26 protein-coding genes are annotated in these 23,162 nt (G+C 56.9%); 20 read left to right on the top strand and 6 right to left on the bottom strand.

Going from position 1 to position 23,162, the window contains the following annotated elements; genetic code table 11:
- The first annotated feature begins 23 nt into the window (after positions 1-23).
- The 11 genes from BLT54_RS12260 (at position 24) to recO (ending at position 8,862) form a co-directional block, all read left to right on the top strand.
- Positions 24-2,141: a RelA/SpoT family protein gene (locus BLT54_RS12260; RefSeq protein WP_074645384.1), complete on the top strand. Its 2,118-nt coding sequence runs from the start codon at positions 24-26 to the stop codon at positions 2,139-2,141.
- A gap of 24 nt (positions 2,142-2,165) precedes the next feature.
- On the top strand, positions 2,166-2,822 hold the full coding sequence (locus BLT54_RS12265; RefSeq protein WP_074645386.1) for a DUF2062 domain-containing protein: 657 nt from the start codon (positions 2,166-2,168) through the stop codon (positions 2,820-2,822).
- A gap of 99 nt (positions 2,823-2,921) precedes the next feature.
- On the top strand, positions 2,922-3,683 hold the full coding sequence (locus tag BLT54_RS12270; protein ID WP_074645388.1) for a pyridoxine 5'-phosphate synthase: 762 nt from the start codon (positions 2,922-2,924) through the stop codon (positions 3,681-3,683).
- Positions 3,680-4,303 (top strand): LysE family translocator, encoded by a 624-nt coding sequence (locus BLT54_RS12275; protein WP_083351800.1) that lies wholly within the window; start codon positions 3,680-3,682, stop codon positions 4,301-4,303. Before BLT54_RS12270 ends, BLT54_RS12275 begins: the two co-directional genes overlap by 4 nt.
- A 1-nt stretch (position 4,304) precedes the next feature.
- A complete protein-coding gene (locus BLT54_RS12280; RefSeq protein ID WP_074645390.1) occupies positions 4,305-4,769 on the top strand; it encodes a hypothetical protein in 465 nt (154 codons plus the stop codon).
- Complete coding sequence (gene acpS / locus BLT54_RS12285) at positions 4,766-5,170, top strand: holo-ACP synthase (protein WP_074645392.1); 405 nt, start codon at positions 4,766-4,768, stop codon at positions 5,168-5,170. The genes BLT54_RS12280 and acpS overlap by 4 nt, the downstream gene beginning before the upstream one ends.
- A gap of 138 nt (positions 5,171-5,308) precedes the next feature.
- Entirely contained in the window at positions 5,309-6,085 is a 777-nt protein-coding gene (gene lepB / locus BLT54_RS12290) for a signal peptidase I (protein WP_074645394.1), read from the top strand.
- Complete coding sequence (gene rnc, locus BLT54_RS12295) at positions 6,082-6,765, top strand: ribonuclease III (RefSeq protein ID WP_074645396.1); 684 nt, start codon at positions 6,082-6,084, stop codon at positions 6,763-6,765. The genes lepB and rnc overlap by 4 nt, the downstream gene beginning before the upstream one ends.
- 1 nt (position 6,766) lies before the next feature.
- On the top strand, positions 6,767-7,690 hold the full coding sequence (era, locus tag BLT54_RS12300) for a GTPase Era (protein WP_074645398.1): 924 nt from the start codon (positions 6,767-6,769) through the stop codon (positions 7,688-7,690).
- Complete coding sequence (locus tag BLT54_RS12305; protein ID WP_074645400.1) at positions 7,690-8,028, top strand: DUF1491 family protein; 339 nt, start codon at positions 7,690-7,692, stop codon at positions 8,026-8,028. The genes era and BLT54_RS12305 overlap by 1 nt, the downstream gene beginning before the upstream one ends.
- 87 nt (positions 8,029-8,115) lie before the next feature.
- Positions 8,116-8,862 carry a DNA repair protein RecO gene (recO, locus tag BLT54_RS12310; protein ID WP_074645402.1) on the top strand — a complete coding sequence of 249 codons (747 nt, stop codon included), beginning with the start codon at positions 8,116-8,118 and terminating at the stop codon, positions 8,860-8,862.
- A gap of 105 nt (positions 8,863-8,967) precedes the next feature.
- Here recO and BLT54_RS12315 read toward each other — a convergent pair whose 3' ends face one another.
- Positions 8,968-10,641 (bottom strand): acyl-CoA dehydrogenase family protein, encoded by a 1,674-nt coding sequence (locus tag BLT54_RS12315; protein WP_074645404.1) that lies wholly within the window; start codon positions 10,639-10,641, stop codon positions 8,968-8,970.
- A 207-nt stretch (positions 10,642-10,848) separates the two neighbouring features.
- Here BLT54_RS12315 and BLT54_RS12320 point away from each other — a divergent pair, with 207 nt between their 5' ends.
- Entirely contained in the window at positions 10,849-11,622 is a 774-nt protein-coding gene (locus BLT54_RS12320; protein ID WP_074645406.1) for a sulfite exporter TauE/SafE family protein, read from the top strand.
- A 9-nt stretch (positions 11,623-11,631) separates the two neighbouring features.
- Here BLT54_RS12320 and BLT54_RS12325 read toward each other — a convergent pair whose 3' ends face one another.
- Positions 11,632-11,916: a c-type cytochrome gene (locus BLT54_RS12325; RefSeq protein WP_074645408.1), complete on the bottom strand. Its 285-nt coding sequence runs from the start codon at positions 11,914-11,916 to the stop codon at positions 11,632-11,634.
- Positions 11,917-12,052: 136 nt separating this feature from the next.
- Positions 12,053-13,651, bottom strand: a complete 1,599-nt coding sequence (locus BLT54_RS12330) for a phosphoenolpyruvate carboxykinase (protein ID WP_074645410.1) — start codon at positions 13,649-13,651, stop codon at positions 12,053-12,055.
- Between the two features lie 378 nt (positions 13,652-14,029).
- Here BLT54_RS12330 and BLT54_RS12335 point away from each other — a divergent pair, with 378 nt between their 5' ends.
- The 7 genes from BLT54_RS12335 (at position 14,030) to BLT54_RS12365 (ending at position 19,458) form a co-directional block, all read left to right on the top strand.
- Complete coding sequence (locus tag BLT54_RS12335) at positions 14,030-14,731, top strand: response regulator transcription factor (RefSeq protein WP_074645412.1); 702 nt, start codon at positions 14,030-14,032, stop codon at positions 14,729-14,731.
- Complete coding sequence (locus BLT54_RS12340) at positions 14,731-16,461, top strand: sensor histidine kinase (protein ID WP_074645415.1); 1,731 nt, start codon at positions 14,731-14,733, stop codon at positions 16,459-16,461. The genes BLT54_RS12335 and BLT54_RS12340 overlap by 1 nt, the downstream gene beginning before the upstream one ends.
- An 86-nt stretch (positions 16,462-16,547) precedes the next feature.
- The gene (locus BLT54_RS12345) at positions 16,548-16,955 is read left to right on the top strand and encodes an HPr kinase/phosphorylase (RefSeq protein WP_425429335.1); all 408 of its coding nucleotides are present in this window, start codon (positions 16,548-16,550) and stop codon (positions 16,953-16,955) included.
- The gene (gene rapZ / locus BLT54_RS12350; RefSeq protein ID WP_074645417.1) at positions 16,946-17,857 is read left to right on the top strand and encodes an RNase adapter RapZ; all 912 of its coding nucleotides are present in this window, start codon (positions 16,946-16,948) and stop codon (positions 17,855-17,857) included. Before BLT54_RS12345 ends, rapZ begins: the two co-directional genes overlap by 10 nt.
- 14 nt (positions 17,858-17,871) lie before the next feature.
- Positions 17,872-18,261 (top strand): PTS sugar transporter subunit IIA, encoded by a 390-nt coding sequence (locus tag BLT54_RS12355; protein WP_009569902.1) that lies wholly within the window; start codon positions 17,872-17,874, stop codon positions 18,259-18,261.
- A 30-nt stretch (positions 18,262-18,291) separates the two neighbouring features.
- Positions 18,292-18,567 carry an HPr family phosphocarrier protein gene (locus tag BLT54_RS12360; protein WP_074645419.1) on the top strand — a complete coding sequence of 92 codons (276 nt, stop codon included), beginning with the start codon at positions 18,292-18,294 and terminating at the stop codon, positions 18,565-18,567.
- The gene (locus BLT54_RS12365) at positions 18,568-19,458 is read left to right on the top strand and encodes a lysophospholipid acyltransferase family protein (protein ID WP_074645420.1); all 891 of its coding nucleotides are present in this window, start codon (positions 18,568-18,570) and stop codon (positions 19,456-19,458) included.
- Between the two features lie 65 nt (positions 19,459-19,523).
- Here BLT54_RS12365 and BLT54_RS12370 read toward each other — a convergent pair whose 3' ends face one another.
- Entirely contained in the window at positions 19,524-20,399 is an 876-nt protein-coding gene (locus BLT54_RS12370; protein WP_074645422.1) for a 3-hydroxybutyryl-CoA dehydrogenase, read from the bottom strand.
- 187 nt (positions 20,400-20,586) lie between these two features.
- On the opposite strand from BLT54_RS12370, the gene BLT54_RS12375 reads away from it, so the two are divergent.
- A complete protein-coding gene (locus BLT54_RS12375; protein WP_074645423.1) occupies positions 20,587-21,414 on the top strand; it encodes a DUF6473 family protein in 828 nt (275 codons plus the stop codon).
- A 74-nt stretch (positions 21,415-21,488) separates the two neighbouring features.
- On the opposite strand, the gene BLT54_RS12380 is transcribed toward BLT54_RS12375, so the two are convergent.
- Together BLT54_RS12380 and BLT54_RS12385 are read right to left on the bottom strand one after the other, a co-directional pair.
- On the bottom strand, positions 21,489-22,409 hold the full coding sequence (locus BLT54_RS12380; protein WP_074645426.1) for an electron transfer flavoprotein subunit alpha/FixB family protein: 921 nt from the start codon (positions 22,407-22,409) through the stop codon (positions 21,489-21,491).
- Positions 22,409-23,161, bottom strand: coding sequence for an electron transfer flavoprotein subunit beta/FixA family protein (locus tag BLT54_RS12385; RefSeq protein ID WP_074645428.1), 753 nt, complete (start codon positions 23,159-23,161; stop codon positions 22,409-22,411). The genes BLT54_RS12380 and BLT54_RS12385 overlap by 1 nt, the downstream gene beginning before the upstream one ends.
- Position 23,162: the final 1 nt, after the last annotated feature.

A 23,162-nucleotide genomic window follows, 5' to 3' on the forward strand; every position in this document is an offset into this window, starting at 1 on the left:
CTCAAAGGAGTTTGCGGACCGAAATGATCGACGTCGAAGACCTGATCGCCCTGGTCCGCAACTACAACCCAAAGACAAACGCCGATCTCATCCGCGAGGCTTATGCCTACGGGCGGGAGATGCATGAGGGGCAGTTTCGCCGCTCGGGCGAGCCGTATTTTACCCATCCCGTTGCCGTTGCCGCGATCCTGACCGAACAGGCGCTTGATGATGCCACCATCATCACCGCCCTGTTGCATGACACGATCGAGGACACGAAATCGACCTACAGCGAGGTCGAGCGCAAATTCGGCACCGATGTGGCCGAACTGGTCGATGGGGTGACGAAACTCACCAACCTGCAACTGTCGAGTTCCGAGACCAAACAGGCGGAAAACTTTCGCAAACTGTTTATGGCGATGTCGAAAGACCTGCGCGTCATCTTGGTCAAACTCGCCGACCGCCTGCACAACATGCGCACGATCAAGTCCATGCGCCCGGAAAAGCAGCTGCAAAAAGCGCGCGAAACCATGGACATCTTTGCGCCGCTTGCCGGTCGGATGGGGATGCAATGGATGCGCGAAGAGTTGGAAGATCTCAGCTTTCGCGTGATCAACCCGGAGGCGCGCAATTCGATCATCCGCCGCTTTATCACGTTGCAGCGCGAGACCGGCGATGTGATCCATAAGATCACCAACGACATTCGTGCCGAACTTGAAAAAGAGGGCATTGAGGCGGATGTGTTTGGCCGCGCCAAAAAACCCTATTCGATCTGGCGCAAAATGGAGGAGAAACAACAAAGTTTCTCCCGTCTGTCAGACATTTACGGCTTTCGCGTCATCACTCGCTCAGAGGGCGATTGCTACCGTGTTTTGGGGGTGATCCACCAACGGTGGCGCGCTGTGCCGACCCGGTTCAAAGACTATATCTCGCAGCCGAAATCCAACGGCTATCGGTCGATCCACACCACCGTGTCGGGTCGCGATGGCAAGAGGGTCGAGGTGCAAATTCGCACCCGGCAAATGCACGAAGTGGCTGAGTCTGGCGTGGCGGCGCATTGGTCCTATCGCGACGGTGTGCGCGCCAAAAACCCGTTTGCGGTCGATCCGGCCAAATGGCTGGCGCAGCTCACCGAACGGTTTGAAAACGCTGAAGATCACTCCGAGTTTCTCGAACACGTCAAACTCGAAATGTATTCGGACAAGGTGTTCACCTTTACACCGAAAGGCGAGGTCGTGTCCTTGCCGAAAGGCGCGACGCCTTTGGATTATGCCTATGCGATCCACACCCGGATTGGGAACAGCTGTGTTGGCGCCAAGGTGGACGGCATCCGTGTGCCGCTTTGGACCCGGTTGAAAAACGGCCAGTCGGTCGAAATTCTCACTGCCGAAGGGCAGCGCCCGCAAGCGACGTGGATCGACATCGTTGTGACCGGACGCGCCAAGGCCGCGATCCGTAAATCCCTGCGTGAAGAGGACCGCGAACGGTTTATCAAACTGGGCCGGGAATTGGCGCGCGTCGCTTTTGATCATGTCGGCAAAAAATCCTCGGAAAAGGCATTGGCGACGGCGGCCAAACAAATGTCTCTGGTGAGCGCCCAAGAACTATTGGCGCGGCTGGGCTCGGCCGAATTGGCCGCCTCCGATGTGGTCCGCGCGGTCTACCCCGAATTGGTGCGCACCAGCGGGGCGATTGATTCCAAACGCGCGGTTCTGGGTTTGTCCGAGGGCGAAAGCTACAATCGTGCACGATGCTGCCAACCGGTGCCCGGCGAGCGCATCGTTGGCATCACCTATCGCGGCAAGGGCGTGGTGATCCACGCGATTGATTGTCCGGCTCTTGAGGAACTTGAGGCGGAAACCGGGCGTTGGGTGGATTTGCAATGGCACGCCGGCCCTCATGCCGCCGAACACACGGTGTCACTCGACATCACGATTTCGAATGACACTGGCGTTTTGGGCAGAATTTGTACCTTAATCGCCGAACAAAAGGCCAATATCTCTGATTTGCAATTTGTTGATCGCAAACCGGACTTTTACCGTTTGATTGTAGATGTCGATCTGCGAGATGTAGAACATCTTCATGCTGTTATGCTTGCACTTGAGGCCGAAAGCGACGTTGCGCGCGTTCGGCGATACAGGGATTTGACCAGAAAGCCCTAAAACACGAGATCCACGGGGGATAATGTGGTCTTCAAGCGCCGGGAAAAACTGACGCCATTGAAATGGCTGTCGCAGGCGATCTGGCCGAAAGGCGGTTGGTCCCGCGCTGCGCGCTATCTTCAACACCGTCTTCACCGCCTGCCAGACACGCCGCATAAAATCGCGCGTGGGGTGTTTGCGGGCGTGTTTACCGTGTTCACCCCTTTGTTCGGATTTCACTTTTTCATTGCCTACGCCATTGCCAAACTCACCCGTGGCAATGTGATTGCCGCCTTGCTTGCCACCTTTGTCGGCAATCCGTTGACCTATGTTCCGATTGGCGTGATCTCGATGAAAATGGGACATTTCATTTTGGGCACGCGGTTTGATCACGAGGCGGAGCGCTCATTGGTTGGCAAATTCTTTGATGCTGCTGATGATTTCTGGCAAAACTTTCTGGCGCTGTTCACCGAACACGACACCAATTGGGACGCGCTCATTCGGTTCTTTCACGAGATTTTTCTGCCCTATCTGGTCGGGGGGATTTTGCCGGGGATCGTCGCGGGTTTGGCGGCCTATTACGTCACTTTGCCGATGATTGCCGCGTATCAGAAAAGCCGCCGCGGGCGCTTGAAAGCCAAGCTTGAGGAACTCCGTCGCAAAAAAGCCGCCGCCAAAAAGGGTCCGCCAAATCAGGTGTGAACAGGATGTGATCGGTCTGATCAAGAATTCGCGGTTTTCTTTCGACACAGGCGCGGTATTGTCAGCCGCAAACCGAATAAACCGTCAAGGACACTGAATATGACTGCGACAAGCGTGCTGCGTCTTGGGATGAACATCGACCATGTGGCCACCGTGCGCAATGCGCGTGGCTCGGCTTACCCGGACCCGATCCGAGCGGCTAAATTGGCCGAAGAGGCGGGGGCGGACGGGATCACGGCGCATCTGCGCGAAGATCGCCGTCATATCACCGACGATGACATTGACCGCCTTGTCGCCGCGCTCTCTGTGCCGCTGAATTTCGAAATGGCCGCGACAGATGAGATGCAAGCCATTGCGCTCCACCACAAACCCCATGCAGTCTGTATCGTGCCCGAAAAGCGCGAAGAACGGACCACCGAAGGCGGGCTTGAAGTTGCGCGCGAAGAGAACAAATTGGCCCATTTCATCGCACCCTTGCGGGACGCGGGCTGTCGCGTGTCAATCTTTATCGCGGCGGACAAACGCCAAATCGAGGCCGCGCATCGGATCGGGGCCGCCGTGGTCGAACTGCACACCGGGGCCTATTGCGATTTCCATGCAGAGGGCGATTTTGCGGCGCGTGACGAGGAACTGAAACGCCTCGCCGAGATGGCCGCGTTTGCGGCGGATTTGGGTCTGGAAGTCCATGCGGGCCATGGCCTAACCTATGACACCGTCGCGCCGATTGCCGCCATGCCGCAAATCGTAGAGCTCAACATCGGCCATTTCCTCATCGGTGAGGCGATTTTTCGCGGCATCAAACCGGCGATTGCCGAGATGCGGCGGCTGATGGATGCGGCGCGTGCTGAGGCATCTGCGTGATCCCGTTGTCTGACCTCTGGCCGATTTTGCTGGGCTGGGCGATTGCCGTTGGCTCTCCGGGTCCGGCGATTTTGGCCATCGTCGGGGCCGCCATGGGCGGCGGGCGCGCCAATGGATTTGCCGTGTCCACCGGCGTTTGGTGCGGCTCGGTGTTTTGGGCCCTTCTTGCGGGCTTTGGCCTTGGCGCTGCGATGATGACCCATGCCTGGGTGCTCGACGCGCTGCGCTATATTGGGGCCGGGTATCTTTTGGTCCTCGCAGTCAAATCGGCGCGGGCCGCGATGGCAAAGGGTGAGGCCAAGGTCCGCGCCGTCAACGAGCCGCTGCGCGTGTCCTTTCTCAAAGGTCTGACCATCCACGTCATGAACCCGAAAGCGATCCTGTTTTGGGGCGCGTTGTTCGCGGTCGTGATCCCCGAAGGCGCAGAACCCATCGCGCTTTTGCAAGTCGGCGCATCCTGTCTGGCGGTGTCATTCACGGTCATGTCCACGATGGCCTTTGCGTTTTCGACCCGCTTCATCGCGCGGGGCTATTTGCGCCTTCATCGTGTGTTTGAGGGGGCGTTTGCGGCTCTTTTCGGCTTTGCCGCCCTCAAAGTTTTGACAGCGAAAGTGGTGTGACATGACGGGCATTCGAGAGTTCTTTGCGCTTTTCATCGCAACCTTGCCGCTCATGGCGCAGGCACAGGAGGCCACGCCCTGTGACTGGCGCGCCTCAGCTGCCTCTGTGGTTGAACCTTGGGATGAAAACGCCCGGACCTTTGCCAATGGCGCGGTGCGGCTGGCGCTTTTGGATACGATTGAACCCGCCGCTGCCGCTTTTCACGTTTTGGTTCTGTCGCCGCCCTTTGACGAGGTCGGTGGGCGGCAGTGCCGGATCATTTCCGCGGATGCGGCAGGCTCCGGGTTTGAAGCAATAGATTTTGCTGCCCTTGAGGCCGATTATGAGCCTTCAACGGGGCTTTTGTTCATGATGCCCGCCCGCCTGTATGATCCCGAGGATGGCCCGGTCAAAATGGGCCGGCTGAGTTTTGCGCTGAATCAGGCCACGGGTGAGATCGCCACGTTGTTTGAGGCCCCGAAATGATCCTTGGGATTGGCACCGACCTTGCCAATATTGACCGTATTTCCGGCACGTTGGCGCGCTTTGGTGATCGGTTTAAAAACCGTGTGTTCACCGAAACGGAGCAACGAAAAGCCGAACGTCGGCGCGATGTTGCGGGCACCTATGCCAAACGCTGGGCCGCCAAAGAAGCCTGTTCCAAAGCCTTGGGGACGGGGCTTGCCATGGGAATTTCGTGGAAAGACATGGCGGTCAAAAATCTCGCCTCCGGGCAGCCGGTGATGGAGGTCACTGGATGGGCCAAAGAGCGGCTTGAGGCGATGACCCCGCCGGGGCATGAGGCGATCATCCACGTCACGCTGACCGACGATCACCCTTGGGCGCAGGCCTTTGTGGTGATCGAGGCGCGCCCGACCGCGCTGTGAGCGTCGCAAAAGCCGCGAAAACCCACTCATTGCGGGGGTTTCACGGGGCTTTGCCTTGACTCCAATCGCGCCGCCTTCCATGTAGCCGGGGACCGGTATCCAAATCTCCGCCAACGCCCCCAAAGGACCTGAATTCAGATGAGCAGCACCAAAGACAGTGTGGTCGAAACCATCAAAACCATCGTCTACGCCCTTTTGATCGCGGGGATTTTTCGGACTTTCTTTTTCCAGCCGTTTTTCATCCCCTCAAGTTCGATGAAAGACACGTTGCTGATCGGCGATTTCTTGTTCGTCAATAAAATGAGCTATGGCTATTCGAAATGGTCCTGCCCGATGGCCTTTATGTGCCCGGTGTCCGGGCGCATCCTGTTCACCGAACCGGAGCGTGGCGATATTGTGGTGTTTGAACACCCGACCAAACATGTCACCTATGTCAAACGTCTGATCGGCCTGCCCGGCGATCAGGTTCAACTGAAAGACGGTGTGGTCTTTATCAATGGCGAAGAGGCTGTACAAACGCCCGATGGCGTGTTTGTCGAGACCTTTGAGCCGCAAGGTGCCGCAGGCAATCCGCCGCGCTGTGCCAACCCGGCGCCGGGGCTTGGCGGCGACTGCGTCAAAGAGAAATTCATCGAAACTCTGCCCGGCGGGCGTCAGCATTCGGTGCTCAATGCCGCCGTTACGGGCGTGGACAACACCAATGTCTACACGGTTCCAGAAGGTCAGTATTTCTTTATGGGTGACAACCGCGACAACTCCGTCGACAGCCGGATTGCACAGCCATCGGGGGTGGGTTTTGTGCCTGCGGAATATCTGCTCGGTCGAGTGGATCGGGTGATCTTTTCATCCGCGGGCAAACACCTTGTGTATTTCTGGACATGGCGCAAAGATCGTTTCTTTAAGGGGCTTCAGTGAAGATTTCGACCGAACTCCAAGCGTTTCAACAGCGCCTCGGCTATGAGTTTTCTCAGCCCGAGCTTTTGATGCGTGCCGTGACCCACAGTTCGATTTCTTCGGCCACCCGCCCCGACAACCAACGGCTTGAATTCTTAGGCGACCGGGTGCTTGGGCTGGTGATGGCGGAGGCGCTGTTTGAGGTCGACCGCAAAGCGTCCGAAGGTCAACTTGCACCGCGTTTCAACGCGCTGGTGCGCAAAGAAACCTGTGCCGATGTGGCGCGCGAGATTGATCTTGGGGCTGTGCTCAAACTGGGCCGGTCCGAGATGATGTCTGGCGGACGCCGCAAAGAGGCGCTTTTGGCCGATGCGATGGAAGCCGTGATTGCCGCCGTCTATCGTGATGGTGGGTTTGCCGCGGCCAAGACGCTTGTGCGACGGCTGTGGAGTACGCGGATCGACATGGTTGAACATGATGCCCGCGACGCCAAAACCGCGCTGCAGGAATGGGCCCAAGCGCGGGGCCAGAAGCCGCCAAAATATACCGAAATTTCTCGCAAAGGCCCCGATCATGCGCCCGTGTTCACCATCGAAGTGACACTGGAAAGCGGTGAGACGGCGCAATCCGAGGCAACGTCCAAACGTCAGGCCGAACAAGCGGTCGCCAAGGCGCTTTTGACCAAACTGGAGGCCAAATAACATGGCTGAGACACGTTCTGGCTTTGTGGCTCTGATCGGCGAACCGAACGCCGGCAAATCGACCCTTCTCAACCGGATGGTTGGGGCCAAAGTGTCCATCGTCACCCACAAAGTGCAAACCACCCGTGCCCGCATTCGCGGCGTGGCGATTGAGGGGGATGCCCAAATCGTTTTCGTCGACACGCCAGGCATATTCAAGCCCAAACGCCGCTTGGACCGCGCCATGGTCACCGCCGCATGGGGTGGGGCCGCGGACGCCGATGTGGTCGTGTTGCTGGTCGAGGCTCATCGAGGCCTGACCGAGGGCGTCGAGGCGATCCTTACAGCGCTTGACGAACAAGACGCTCAATACAAAGGTCCGCCGCGCAAAATTGCTTTGGCGATCAATAAGATCGACATGGTGCCGGTCGAAAAACTATTGGATATGACCAAGGTTTTGAACGAACGCCGTGCCTTTGTGGAGACCTTTATGATTTCTGCCGAAAAGGGCCGTGGCGTCGATGATCTGCGCAAATGGTTGGCCAAAGAATTACCCGTCGGCCCTTGGCTATACCCCGAAGATCAGATCGCCGATCTGCCAATGCGGATGATCGCGGCGGAAATTACCCGCGAAAAGCTGACGCTGAATCTGCACCAGGAATTGCCCTACCAGCTCACGGTCGAGACCGAAGCCTGGGAAGAGCGCAAAGACGGATCGGCGCGTGTCGATCAGATCGTCTATGTGTCCCGCGATGGTCACAAGGGCATTATTTTGGGCCACCGGGGCGAGACGATCAAACGGATTTCACGCGCGTCGCGGGAAGAGTTGGCCGAGTTTTTGGGTCGGCCTGTGCACCTGTTTTTGCAGGTCAAAGTGCGCCCGAACTGGTTGGAAGAGGCCGAACGCTACGGCGAGATGGGTCTTGATTTCAAAGACGGAAACTGATGGCGCGGCTGACCGCAGATGTCTGGGTTTCGGCCTATTTGACGCGGTTGCGCTTGGCCGACATTCCGGTGTTTGTGGTGAAAAAGGGCGACCTGACCGCAGGGGCCGTGATGATCAAGCTCAACACGCTGGATGGCAAAGCCAAAGCGTTTCAGCGCGAATTTAACCTGATGGAGGACCGCCGCGATTGGGCGGTCCTGTCCGAGGGGGACGAGCGCGATGTCGATGCGGCGTTGATGAAACAACGCAGTTTTGACCCCGATCTTTGGATCATCGAGGTTGAGGACCGTCTGGGACGCACGCTTTTGGATGAACCCGGTTTAAGCGATTGGGCCTAAGCGATTGAACCTGTCTGATTGACGCGGGGCGTGTTGCGGGGCAGGGTTCCATGAGTATTTTTGCCAAAAAGAAGCAGGGGCGCGCGCATGATTGAATGGCGCGATGAAGGGGCGGTTTTGGCGGTGCGCAAGCATGGCGAAACCTCCGTGATCGTTGAGGTGTTCACCGAAAACCATGGCCGCCATGCCGGGGTCGTGCGCGGTGGCATCTCGCGCAAAATGACACCGCATCTGCAACCCGGTGGGCAAGTCAGCGTGACGTGGAAAGCGCGGCTTGAGGATCATTTGGGTGCATTCACCTTTGAACCCGTCAAAGGACGTGCCGCCGCCGTGATGGATGATCCTCTGGCGCTTGCAGCACTCAATGCGGTCACCGCGATGTTGGCCTTTGTGTTGCCGGAACGCGAGGCGCATGGCTATCTTTACGTCGACAGTATGCAGCTTTTGGACCGTCTCGGCACGGACCCGATGTGGCCTTTGGCCTATCTGCATTGGGAGGTGTCCCTGCTCGAAGAACTGGGGTTCGGCCTTGATCTCTCGGCCTGTGCAGTGACCGGATCGCATGAGGATCTGATCTATGTTTCGCCCAAATCCGGTCGTGCGGTGTCGCGCGCGGGAGCGGGGGAATGGGCGGATCGGATGTTGCCGTTGCCGCAATGTTTGCTGGGGCAATCTTCGCTTGATTTCGTGGAGATTGCGCAAGGGTTGACCACCACCGGGCATTTTCTGACCCGGATCGCGGCGGAACTGTCTGATCGACCGATGCCCGCCGCGCGCGACCGGTTTTTGGACCGGATCGCCAAAAAGGCGGCGCAGGAGGCACCGCCTTTTTAAAGCTGGTTCAACAGCGGGTTAACCCAAAATGCGACGGGCGATCACCTGAGCCTGAATTTCCCCGTGCAGGGGAGGAAACTGTCCCCCGGACACTTTCCGAGAGCATCAGCCGAGGAGCCTTCGTGCGATCACTTGCGCTTGGATTTCCCCTGCACCCTCAAAGATGTTGAGAATGCGCGCGTCACAGAGGATGCGTGAGATTTGATACTCAAGCGCAAAGCCGTTGCCACCATGGATTTGCAAGGCATTGTCGGCGGCGGCCCAAGCGACACGCGCACCCAAGAGTTTCGCCATGCCTGCTTCAACGTCACAGCGATGCCCGTGATCCTTTTCCCAAGCGGAGAAATAGGTGAGCTGACGCGCGACCATGATCTCGACCGCCATCATCGCCAGCTTGCCGGAGACGCGGGGGAATTCGATCAGGGACTTGCCAAATTGCTTGCGGTCCTCGGCGTATTGCATCCCAACTTCGAGCGCATTTTGCGCCACGCCAATGGCGCGCGCGGCGGTTTGGATGCGGGCAGACTCAAAGGTCTCCATCAGCTGTTTAAAGCCTTTGCCCTCTTCGCCGCCCAACAGGTTTTCGGCCTTCACTTTGAACCCGTCAAAGGCCAGCTCGTATTCCTTCATGCCGCGATAGCCCAAGACCTCAATCTCGCCGCCGGTCATACCGGGGGTCGGGAAAGGGGCCTCATCCGTGCCCGGCGTTTTCTCCGCCAAGAACATCGACAGGCCTTTGTAATCCGTGGTGTTCGGATCGGTGCGCGCCAAGAGCGTCATCACATGGGTGCGCGCGGCGTGGGTGATCCAGGTTTTGTTGCCGGTGACGGTATAGGTTTCGCCCTCTTTCACCGCACGGGTGCGCAAGGAGCCGAGGTCCGAACCGGTGTTCGGTTCGGTGAACACGGCGGTCGGCAGGATTTCGGCGGAGGAGAGTTTTGGCAACCAATTTTGCTTTTGCTCTTCGGTGCCGCCGCTGAGGATCAATTCGGCCGCGATCTCGGAGCGTGTGCCCAAAGAGCCGACGCCGATATAGCCACGCGACAGTTCCTCGGAGACCACCACCATTGCCGCTTTCGGGAAGCCAAAGCCGCCGTATTCTTCGGGGATGGTCAGGCCGAACACGCCAAGTTCGGCCAACTCTTCGATGATTTCCATCGGGATCAATTCGTCTTTGAGGTGCCATTCATGGGCGAAGGGCACGACTTTTTCGTCGGCAAAGCGGCGGAACTGTTCGCGCACCATTTCCAACTCGTCATCAAGGCCGGAGGCGCCAAAAGTGGCGTGGCCCTGATTGTCGCGCATCAAAGCGACAAGGCGGGAGCGCGCGGCAACGGTGTTGCCCTCCAGCATGAGTTTGACGACATCTTTATGGCTTGGCTGTACGAGGCCAAGACCCAGATCGGCCAAACGACAGACCTCGCCTTGGTTCATCGGAATGCCGCCATAGATTTGATTGAGGTATTCGCCAAAGGCGATCTGATGGATCAGCTGTTCCATCTCGCCAAATTTACCATCATCCGTCAGGGCCAAGGCCCATTTTTGCATCTGACGCAGCGCCTCGACATAGGTCGCAAGCCACGCAAGGCCATGGGCCGCCGTTTGGTTGGCCTCAAGTTTGGTGCCGGAGATGCGATCTCCGTCCAAAAACGCGGTGCGCAGCGACGCGCGGGCGCGATCCAAAAGGGCCTCAGCGGGGGCCACTGCAGCGCCGGTCAACGCCAGAAGATCGGGCAATATGGGGTTCGACATGGTCATCTCCTGTTGATCAAGGGCCATGGGAATCTCTCCTTCTCGGGGTCATGGGACTGTCTAATCCCTTCGCAGTTGCAGCGCAATATTATTTTGCATTGGATCGCATTTAGGACCAAAAGTGTCGCGGGCAAGCTAAATTTGCCTGTGGCCCTGAGAAAGTTTTGGACTGGCTGCATCGGGTGGGCGCGAATTCTCTGGTCACACGGGGATCACAGGCCCTATGACAAACCCATGGATTTCAACGCGCTCTTCTCCCTGCTCACCCTCCCGCAAATGGCGGTTTCCCTCGCCATTGCCCTGCTCGCCGGTTTCGTCAAAGGTGCAACGGGTTTTGCCATGCCGATGATCATGATTTCGGGGCTTGGGTCATTCCTGTCGCCGGAAATGGCATTGGCGGGGCTGATCCTGTCGACCGTGGTGTCCAATATTTGGCAATCGCTGCGTGGCGGCGTGGCCGAGGCGGTGCAGGCGGCGAAGGTCTATAAACTCTATATCGCAGCGCTTTTGGTGATGATCCTCCTGTCGGCGCAGCTTGTCGTGATCTTGCCACAATCGGTGGTGTTTTTGACGCTTGGGATCATTGTGATCGTCTTGGCGAGCTACCTTTTGATTGGGCGGGCGCTGCATATCCCGGACCATCATCGTGGCTTTTACGATCTTGGTCTTGGTGCGGTTTCGGGTGTGATCGGCGGGGTTGCGGGGATTTGGGGGCCGCTGACGGTGGCCTATTTGACGGCGGTAGACACGCCGAAAAAAATGCAGATCAAAATCACCGGCGTGATCTTTGGCGCGGGGGCTTTGATGCTGTTTATGGCGCATCTGCACTCGGGTGTGCTTAACGCGCAAACGCTGCCGCTGTCCTTCGCGCTGTTGTTTCCGGCGCTGTTGGGGATGGTGATTGGCCATCAGGTACAAGACCGTTTGGATCAAAAGAAATTCAAACGCGCGACCTTGTTTGTGTTGCTTGTGGCCGGGGCCAATTTGGTTCGACGCGGGCTTTTTTAACACTCTGTTTTAACGGGTGATCTGGGCTTCAAACCGCAGTTTTTGCGCGGCGATCTCGGGCGCAAGTGACATGAGGTAGGTGGCAATGGCCTGCTGCTCCGCCTCGCTCAAGTCAATCTCCGGCATTTGATCCATCCCACGGGTGGCGATCACGACATCGTTCAGGGTCGACCCCTGAATGTCCGGTCCGTTGCCCCCAAGCGCATGTAGGCCATGACAGGCAGCGCAATGATCGGTAAATTGCGTCTGGCCCTGATCATCCGCCCATAAGGGCAGAGGGGTCAAAGCGAACATACACAGTGCAAGTAGGAGCAAAGGGCGCATATCGCCTTATCTCAGCTCTGGGTAAAATCCGAGTGACAGCAGCGAAAAGAAAACGCCCCAAACCATAAGGCTTGGGGCGCTGTACTCAAAGATAAAGAGAAGGGGCTTAGCCGATGGCTGCCGCTTTCACATCTTCGTCAATGTAGGGCAGGTACTGTTCAAAGTTCGCGGAGAACATTTTGACCAGCTTCTCAGCCTGTGCATCAAAGGCGTCTTTGTCGGCCCAGGTGCGGCGCGGGTCCAAAAGAACGTCCGCCACGCCCGGAACGGACACAGGAACTTCAAAGCCAAAGTTCTCGTCCTTGCGGAATTCGACCTCGGCCAAGGTGCCTTCTAGCGCGGAGTGCAACAGGTTGCGCGTGGCTTTGATCGGCATACGCGAGCCAGTGCCAAAGGCGCCACCGGTCCAGCCGGTGTTAACCAACCAACAGGTCGCGCCATGTTTCGCGATCTTTTCGCGCAACAGGTTGCCATAGGCTTCCGGGCGACGCGGCATGAACGGTGCGCCGAAACAGGTGGAAAAGGTCGGGATCGGTTCGGTCACGCCCACTTCGGTGCCCGGTGTCTTCGAGGTGAAGCCGGAGAGGAAGTGATACATCGCCTGTGCCGGGGTGAGACGCGCGATCGGCGGCAAGATGCCGTAAGCGTCACAGGTCAGCATGATGATGTTTTTCGGATGACCCCCGAGCGAGGTCGGCGACGCGTTGGAGATATATTCCAACGGGTAAGCACAGCGCATGTTGTCGGTCAGGCTGTTGTCTTCGAAATCGAGCTCTTTGGTGTGCGCGTCATAGACCATGTTTTCGATGACAGTGCCGAACTTGGTCGTGGTCGCGTAGATCTCAGGCTCGGCTTCGGCCGAGAGATTGATCGTTTTCGCGTAACAACCGCCTTCAAAGTTAAAGGTGCCGCGCTCGGACCAGCCATGTTCGTCATCGCCAATAAGGACGCGCGACGGATCGGCGGAAAGCGTGGTTTTGCCGGTGCCCGACAGACCAAAGAAGATCGCGGTGTCGACCGGATTGTTCGGCGCGTGGTTGGCGGAGCAATGCATCGCCATCACGCCTTTGCCCGGCAAGATGTAGTTCAAAAGCGTGAATACGCCTTTTTTGTTCTCGCCCGCATATTCGGTGTTGCCGATCAGGATGATCTTTTTGTCAAAGTTCAGGGCAACGACGGTTTCCGAACGACAGCCGTGACGCTCTGGGTCGGCTTTGAAGCTCGGGCAATTGATGATGGTGAAATCTGCGGTGAAATCGTCGAGTTCTTTCAACTCAGGACGGCGCAACATGGTGCGGATAAACAAACCGTGCCACGCCAACTCAGTGACCATGCGCACGTCAAGACGGTGGGCCGCATCGGCGCCGCCATAAAGGTCTTCAACGAAAAAATCTTTGCCTTTCATATGCTCAAGCATATCGGCGTAAAGAACATCAAATTTGGCCGGGTCCATCGGCTGGTTGTTTTCCCACCAGATCGTGTCTTCCACGGAGGGGGTGCGCACAACGAATTTGTCTTTTGGGGACCGGCCAGTGTGTTTGCCTGTGGTCACAAGGAAAGTGCCGCCTTTGCCAAGCGTACCTTCTTCGCGTTTCAGGGCTTCTTCGATGAGCGCAGGCTCAAGAAGGTTGTAATAGACATGGCCAAGCCCTGTGATGCCTTGGTCGTCAAGTGTGAAAGCCGGGTTCACGCGTCCGGTTGTCATAGTGCAAACTCCCTGCCGTGTCCTTGACGGCGTCTCTGAAACATGAATTCTCGCGAAAGGGCCATTCGCGGCCGGACAGTCCCTCTCGTCCGACGACCGTGCTATAGCATGCTCGCCGCGTCCGTAAACAGGACCCAGATCAAGAGTTAGCGCAACCATGTTGGAGTTAGCGTAAACAAGCCGAAGTGCAGAATGTGAAACGGCCAGACTTAAGGCGTTGTCGCAAGAAGGTGAGACAAATTAGCCATTCCTTGAATCTTTTCGTTTTGGATTGTCATAGCTGATGCATGTGATTCGCGGTTTCGCTTGATTTGGCTTGGCGAAACGCGGATTATGCTAAAAAAAATGAACCAGTTGAGCAGTTGAAGGAAACGGAACATGTCCCGCATCGCATTGGTTGACGACGACCGGAATATTCTCACTTCCGTCTCCATGACCCTTGAGGCAGAAGGGTTTGAGGTGGAAACATATAATGACGGGCAATCGGCTTTGGACGCGTTCAACAAACGTCTCCCCGATATGGCTGTTTTTGATATTAAAATGCCGCGTATGGATGGGATGGACCTGTTGCAGCGTGTGCGGCAGAAAACCAATATGCCGGTGATTTTCCTCACCTCGAAAGATGATGAGATTGACGAAGTGCTGGGCCTTCGCATGGGCGCGGACGATTACGTCAAAAAACCGTTTTCCCAGCGCCTTTTGGTTGAACGCATCCGCGCGCTTTTGCGTCGTCAGGAAGTGATCGAAGGCGGTGAAGTCGGTGACACCGAGGAAACCAAGGTGATTGTGCGTGGTGAATTGGAAATGGACCCGCTGCGCCATTCCGTGTCTTGGAAAGGCCGCGATGTCACGCTGACGGTGACGGAATTCTTGTTGTTGCAAGCTCTTGCCCAACGTCCCGGTTTTGTGAAATCCCGCGATCAGTTGATGGATGTGGCCTATGATGATCAGGTCTATGTCGATGACCGCACGATCGACAGCCACATCAAACGCCTGCGTAAGAAAATGCGTACCGTTGACACTGAATTCTCCGCCATCGAAACGCTTTACGGTATCGGTTACAGGTACAACGAGGAATAATGGCCTTTTCTTCGCGCATGGACATCTCGGGAAAGCGCCCGTCTGATGACGCAGACGTCGTTCTCGGGGATGACTGGATTGCGCCGCGCATTTCGGATGCGGATTTGCGCGCCAAACGGGAGCGCCGCCGCTTTATCGCGATCAATCGCTCTCCTCTGGCGCAAAAGATCATAACCTTCAACCTTGTGGCCATCATTTTGATGGTGGCGGGCATCCTCTATCTCAATCCGTTTCGCGACAGTCTTGTGACCCAGCGTGAAATGGCCATGGTGACAGAGGCCGTCCTGATCGCTGACATGTTGGAAGTGACCGCAGGTGTGGATGGTGTGTTGGATGCGACCGAAGGCTCCTCTGATGCACAATCCGTGCTGAATGTGCTTGAAATCCCGCTGCGCGAAAATGTCTTTATCTACGACGCCGAAGGGGCTCTGATTGCCTCTACCGAAGGGATGCCGCGTGTGCGCCCCGCCAATGTGGCCGGGTTGCGTCGGGATGGGCGTTCCACGATGATTTCGGATTTTTTGACCGGGGTGTGGTCGATGATCACTCTCACAAAATCCAAAGAGACCGGCGATCCCAAGGATGCCGCCGCGCATGTCTCGCCTCTTGTGCCTGGCGCTTTGCAAAATGAGATCCATGTTAAAACCGGCAATGATGCAAATGGCTCGGCCCTCTTTGTTGTCGCCGCGCCGATCACCATCGACCTGGAGGGGCAGACGCGCACGCTGGGCGTGGTTGGGCTTGCCTCGGGCGAGGGTGAGATTGATGAACTTGTCCGGGTTGAGCGCGAACAAATCCTTCAGGTTTTTGTCATCGCCATCCTTGTGTCCATCGGCCTGAGCCTTGTTTTGGCATCGACCATCGCCAATCCTTTGGCCGATCTGGCCGCTGCCGCTGAAATCGGACGCGACAAAAACAGTCGCAAAGTTGCTCCGGGTCGTGTGCGCATCCCGGATCTCTCCGGTCGCCCTGATGAGATCGGGCGTCTGTCGTCTGCTTTGCGCGGGATGGTGTCGGCGCTTTATGACCGGATTGATGCCAACGAACAATTCGCGGCTGACGTGGCGCATGAAATCAAGAACCCGCTGGCCAGTCTGCGCTCTGCCGTTGGTTCACTGCGGATGATCAAGAAAGAAGAGCATCGGATCAAATTGCTCGATGTGATCGAACATGACGTGCGTCGTCTGGATCGTCTGGTCTCTGATATTTCCAACGCGTCACGGCTCGACAGTGAATTGGTCAAAGAGGAAGAAGAGGAATTCAACCTCATCAAAATGCTTACCAATTTGATCGAGTACCTGTCGCAAGAGGCGCAGGAAAAAGGCATCGAATTCATCGCCGATATGCCCGACAAACCGATTGTCATTTCCGGCCTTGAGGCGCGTTTGGCACAGGTTTTTGTCAACCTGATCACCAACGCCGTCTCGTTCTGTGAAGACGGCGATGCGATCCGTGTTTGGGTGCGCAAACGTGACAGCCGCGTTTTGATTGTGGTCGAAGACACCGGTCCCGGCATTCCCGATCAGGCGCTGTCCAAAGTGTTCAAACGCTTTTATTCGGAGCGCCCTGCAGGTCAGTTTGGCAACAACTCCGGCCTTGGCCTTGCCATCTCGAAACAGATCGTCGAGGCCCATGGCGGTGTGATCTGGGCCGAAAACATTCGCCCAACCGATGCTGATATCACCTCCGATCCGCTGGGGGCCCGCTTTGTTGTGGGCTTGCCAGTGTGAGTGGCCAGGAGACAGACAAAGATCAAAGGTCGGCGCAGGACAGCACCGGCCTTTTTTGCGACGCCCCAGAGGTCGCGCCCCTGAACCTGCATGCCAGTTGCGTGGCTTTTGAGGACACCAGAGCTTTGCTGATCCTCGGACCTTCTGGCAGTGGCAAATCAACGCTGGCGCTTGAACTCATGGCCTATGGCGCCACTCTTGTGTCTGACGATCGCACGATCTTGACCAAATCGGAAGAGGGCCTGATCGCGACCGCCCCGGCGCCGATCCGTGGGATGATCGAAGCACGCGGGATGGGGTTGCTTGCGGCTCAGACGATTCCCGCCGCGCGGATCTGTGGCATTGTCAACCTGTCACAGGTCGAAATGGAGCGCTTGCCCCCACGGCGGGAACGGGCCTTAATCGGGGTCCCGATTCCCCTGTTTTTCAAAGTCGAAGGCCGCCATTTTGCCCCGGCTTTGGTCCAATGGCTCAAAGGAGGCCGATGCGCGTGACGAGCTCTGACGACAGCCCTTTGCCACAGTCGAAATCCCAGCGCCGCGTGGTCTTGATCACGGGACCGTCGGGGGCGGGTCGCTCGACGGCCATCAACGCGCTTGAGGACCTTGGCTATGAGGTCATCGACAACCTGCCGATGTCGATCTTGCCCCGCTTGTTGCAAGCGCATGGGCTGACGCGGCCTTTGGCGCTTGGTTTGGATGTGCGCAATCGCGACTTTTCAGTCAATGCACTCATCGAGGTGATCGACGAATTGACCCGCAACCCCGATCATGACGCTGAGGTGCTTTATCTCGACAGTTCGCCTGAGGTGCTGATCCGGCGCTATTCAGAAACCCGCCGTCGTCACCCGCTTGCCCCTGCGGAAACAGTGCAGGACGGTGTGGCGCGGGAGATCGACCTTTTGGCACCGATCCGCGCGCGGGCGGACATTTTGATCGACACGTCCGAGATGACGCCGCATCAGCTGCGTGACGAGATTGAACGCTGGTTTGCGGAGGGGCATCAGGCCGATATGGCCCTGACGGTGCAGAGTTTTTCCTACAAGCGCGGGATGCCACGGGGCGTCGATATGGTGTTTGATGTGCGCTTTCTGGCCAATCCCTATTGGGAGCCAGAGCTGCGTGCGCTGAATGGCATGGACGCAAAGGTCCAAGACTATGTTCAGCGAGACCCGCGATTTGCGGCATTTTTCGAAAAAGTGTTGGAATTGACCTTGCTTTTACTGCCGGCCTACCGTGAAGAGGGCAAAAAACACCTCTCCATCGCGTTTGGCTGTACCGGCGGACAGCACAGATCGGTGACGCTTGCTGAAATTCTATCCAAAGCCCTTGCGGAACATGATTGGCAGGTGTCAATTAGGCATCGGGAATTGGAACGCCGCCATAGCGGCCTGTGATCGGGGAATCTCGCGTGATCGGAATCGTCATTGTCGCGCATGGTGGATTGGCCAAGGAATACCTTGCGGCCGTCGAACATGTGGTGGGCAAGCAAACGGGCGTTGAGGCAATTTCTATTGAGCCGGATCATGACCGATCGGCCAAGCAAAAGGAAATTTGCGGCGCGGCCGATGATGTCGACACCGGAGATGGTGTGGTGGTCGTAACCGATATGTTTGGCGGCAGCCCGTCCAATCTGTCGTTGATGGCGTGCCATCATGACAATCGTAAAATCATTTACGGCGCAAACTTGCCCATGTTGATCAAGCTGGCAAAATCGCGTCACAAAACGGTCAGCGAAGCGGTTAAAAATGCCTTAGAGGCGGGCCGTAAGTACATCGACAGTTTCGACGTGCTTGGCTGATAACAATAAGAAAAACGACAGGAAAACGGCATGGCATCGACTACGAGAACGCATGAGATCATCAATGTGAAGGGTCTTCATGCGCGCGCTTCGGCGAAATTTGTCGAGACGGTAGAAGAATTTGACGCCAGCGCAGAGGTGTACAAAGACGGGATGAGCACCTCGGGTGATAGTATCATGGGGCTTTTGATGTTGGCAGCCTCCAAAGGAACCACTATTGACGTGTCAACGAGGGGACCCGATGCTGATGCCTTGGCAGATGCGTTGGAGGCCCTGATCAAGGACCGATTTGGCGAGGATATGTAAGTGGCTCACCCGCAAGACCAAGCGACCGAGACCCACGTGCCAAAGCCCGGCGACGCGGATTTCATCAAATATGACGGACGGCGTCTGTCATATGCGGGGACCTATTCGGATCCCTCAAAGGTGGTGGTCATCCGTACCATTGAATGGATCACCGGCAAGCTGCCCTTGTTGCGTCGCATCCGTCGGTTCGAACGTATGGGCACGCCCATGGGGCAGCCATTCTTTAGTCAAGCTCTTGAAGTTATGGGGATTAAAGTCACCACCCCCGAGGAGCAGATAGCCAAAATACCGGCCACAGGCCCGCTTGTCGTCGTGGCAAACCACCCGCATGGCTTGGTCGATGGTTTGGTGATGGCGGAACTGATCGGCAAGGTGCGCACGGATTACAAAATCCTGACGCGCTCACTTTTGACCGGCATTCGCGAGATTGATCCCTTCATGTTGCCGGTACCTTTCCCGCATGAAGAGGACAGTCACCGCAAATCCATCCTCATGCGCAACGAGGCGATGGACACATTGAAGGCGGGCGGGGTGATCATCCTGTTTCCGGCGGGGGCCGTGGCGTCGTCTGAAACATGGTTTGGCCCGGTGAAGGAAAAAGAATGGAACCCGTTCACCGCCAAGATGGTGTTGAAGTCGGGGGCGACGGTGTTGCCGATCTATTTTCCGGGCCGGAACACGCGGTTGTATCAAATTGCCGATAAAATTTCTGCGACCATCCGTCAGGGGCTTTTGCTACATGAAATCGTCCATGCACTCAACAAGCCGCAATCGCCCATTATCGGCGACCCATTGACCCCGGATGATTTGAACGATTGGCAGAAAAAGACCCGCGAATTCATGGCTTGGATGCGGACGCATACTCTGGCGCTTGGCGGTCGCACGGACTGACCCAAACCCGGAACAGATGCGAAAAAGGGGCTTTGTGGCCCCTTTTTATGTCGAAACCTGACGTTCTATCGGGTCGGAACGGGCGTCTCGCCACGATAATCATAAAATCCGCGCTGGGTTTTGCGGCCCAGCCACCCCGCCTCAACATATTTGGTCAAAAGCGGGCAGGGCCGGTATTTCGTATCGGCCAGACCATCGTGCAGTACATTCATAATCGCCAGACAGGTGTCCAGACCGATAAAATCGGCCAACTCCAACGGCCCCATCGGATGGTTTGCCCCGAGTTTCATCGACTCATCAATGGATTTGACCGATCCAACGCCTTCATAAAGCGTATAAACCGCCTCGTTGATCATTGGCATCAGGATGCGGTTGACGATGAATGCGGGGAAATCTTCGGCGCTGGCGGCGGTTTTCCCAAGCGATTCGACCACTTTTAAAAGCGCGTGATAGGTGGGTTCATCCGTCGCGATGCCGCGGATCAGCTCCACCAGCTTCATGACAGGCACCGGATTCATGAAATGGAACCCCATGAATTTTTCCGGCCGATCCGTGCGTGAGGCCAAGCGGGTGATTGAGATCGACGAGGTGTTCGAGGTCAGGATGGTCTCTGGTTTGAGATGGGGCAAAAGCCGTTCGAAAATTGCATTCTTCACATCTTCGCGCTCAGTCGCCGCTTCAATCACCAAGTCACTGACCCCAAGCTCCTCGAGTTTGAGCGTTGTTGAGATCCGAGACAGCGCCGCATCCATTTCAGATTGCTCAATTTTGCCGCGTGACACTTGCCTCTCAAGATTGCGCGAGATGGTGACAATCGCCTGATCCAGCGCGTCCTGAGAAATATCGTTGAGCAACACGTCATAGCCCGCCAGCGAAAACACATGCGCGATGCCGTTGCCCATTTGTCCCGCACCGACGATGCCTATGTTTTGGATGTCCATTTTGTTACCCTTGGGATGTGTCGCCAGTCTGTGTGCCAAAGTTTACGCATGCGCAGCGCGCCGGTTCAAGGGGCAAGGTGGGGGCGTCTTCCTATAAAATTTATGTTGAATTGAAGGTTTAGCGATTTCGCAACTTGTATCTGCAACTCTGCTCTGTGGGTGAAATAACGAACCAGTGGGTGGACACATGGCTTACCAAAATAGGGGCGAAGGCTCCCTCAATTACTATCCGTGCCGCTATGGCAAATCGAAACTTTTGTTCCGCGGCCCGCCAAAGGACCTTGAGGAGGCCTATGTTGCCTTTCTCGGCGGAACCGAAACCTATGGCAAATATGTTGAGTTTCCCTTCCCGGACCTTGTTGAATCCGGGCTTGGGGTCGAAACCGTCAATCTGGGCTGCGTTAACGCCGGCGTCGACGTGTTTCTGAATGATGAGACGGTTTTGGACCTGTGCCACCATGCGAAAACCACAGTGGTTCAAATCGCGGGCGCACAAAATATGTCGAACCGATTCTATGCGGTTCATGCGCGCCGCAATGATCGTTTTTTGCGGGCCTCGACCCTGTTGAAAACGATCTACCGCGAAATTGATTTCACCGATTTCAACTTTACCCGCCATCTGCTTCAGACCCTTGAAGCGGTGTCTGAGCAGAAGTTTGAAATGGTGCGACAGGAGTTGCGCGGCGCGTGGGTGGCACGGATGCGGACGATGGCGCAGAAACTTCAGGGCGATCTGGTGCTGTTGTGGCTGTCGGATCATTCTCCCGATGATGAGGACGCCTGTGCCAAAATCAGTGGCGATCCGCTTTTCGTTAATCGAGAGATGCTTGAGGACATTCGTCCTCTGGTCAAAGATATTGTTGAGGTGGTGGCGACCCGCGCAGAGGTTGAGCAGGGCTACGACTTGATGGCCTATTCCGACCTTGACGCTCCCGCTGCCCGCGAAATGCTGGGCCCGGTTGCCCATTCCAAAGCCGCGACTGCCGTTCAAGAAGCGATTGCGCGTTATCTTTGAAGCATTAAAATGCGTTCAATACCCATAAAAAAGGCCCGCCGATTGGCGGGCCTTTTGTCATTCTAATGCGAGGCTCAGAGCTTTTCAGTCAATTCGGGGACAGCGTCGAAGAGATCCGCGACGAGGCCGAAGTCGGCGACTTGGAAGATCGGGGCTTCTTCGTCCTTGTTGATGGCGACGATGACTTTGGAGTCTTTCATGCCCGCGAGGTGCTGGATCGCGCCGGAGATGCCGACGGCGATGTAGAGTTCGGGGGCGACGACTTTGCCGGTTTGGCCGACTTGCCAATCGTTCGGGGCAAAGCCCGAATCGACCGCCGCGCGCGAGGCACCGACGGCGGCGCCGAGCTTGTCCGCCAGCGCCGAGATGATCGCAAAATCCTCTTCGGAGCCGACGCCGCGCCCGCCGGAGACGACGACCTTGGCGGAGGTCAATTCCGGGCGATCATTGACCGCGACCTTGTCCTCGACAAACTGTGACAGGCCCGCATCATGCGCGCCGGAGACGTCCGACACCGCGGCCGCACCCGACAGGCCCGCCGCGTCAAAGGTCGAGGTGCGGAAGGTGATAACCTTTTTTTCATCTTTCGAGCGTACCGTCTGAATCGCGTTCCCGGCATAGATCGGGCGCGTGAACGTATCGGCATCCACAACGGAGGTGACATCGGTCAAAATCATCACATCCAAAAGGGCTGCAACCCGCGGCAACACATTTTTGCCCGTGGTCGTGGCGGGCGCGGTGATATGCGCGTAATCGCCCGCCAAAGACACGATCAAAGCGGCCAGGTTTTCGGCCAGGCCATTGGCATAGGCCGCGTCATCAGCGACCAAAACCTTGGTCACGCCGTCAATTTTGGCGGCCTCATCGGCAGCGGCCGCAGGACCACAGACCAGAACCGTCACATCGCCCAGTTTGGCGGAGGCGCTCACCGCCTTGGCGGTGGCATCCATCGCAACTGCGCCAGAGGTGACTTCAGCAAGACACAAAACAGCCATCAGACCAGCCCTCCTTCTTTCAGTTTCGCGACCAGTTCATCGACCGATCCGACCTTGATGCCGGCGTCGCGGCCCTTTGGCTCTTCGGTTGACACAACGGTCAAACGCGGCGCGGTATCGACGCCGTAATCCGCGGATGTCTTTTCATCCAAAGGCTTTTTCTTCGCCTTCATGATGTTCGGAAGCGAGGCATAGCGCGGTTCGTTGAGGCGCAGATCGGTGGTCACAATCGCCGGGAGCGGCACGGAAATGGTCTGCAACCCACCGTCCACTTCGCGGGTCACAACCGCGTGGCCGTCTTTGATGTTCACCTCAGAGGCAAAGGTCGCCTGACCCCAACCCAAAAGGGCCGCGAGCATCTGACCCGTCGCATTCATGTCATTGTCGATCGCTTGTTTGCCGAGAATGACCAGTTCAGGCGCCTCTTCAGCCACGATCCTGGCCAGAAGTTTGGCCACGGCCAGCGGCTCGATCTCGACGCCCTGTTCCTCAACCACAAGAAGCCCGCGATCCGCCCCCATGGCCAATGCATTGCGGATCGTGTCGGTGGATTTCTTCTCGCCGATCGACACAACGACGATCTCACTGGCCACGCCGGCCTCTTTCAGGCGAATGGCCTCTTCAACCGCGATCTCATCGAACGGGTTCATCGACATCTTCACATTCGCAAGATCAACTCCAGTGCCATCGGCCTTCACTTTGACCTTCACGTTGTAGTCAATCACGCGTTTGACTGGTACCAAAACCTTCATT

The sequence above is a fragment of the Celeribacter baekdonensis genome, assembly GCF_900102315.1.
Lineage (GTDB): Bacteria > Pseudomonadota > Alphaproteobacteria > Rhodobacterales > Rhodobacteraceae > Celeribacter > Celeribacter baekdonensis.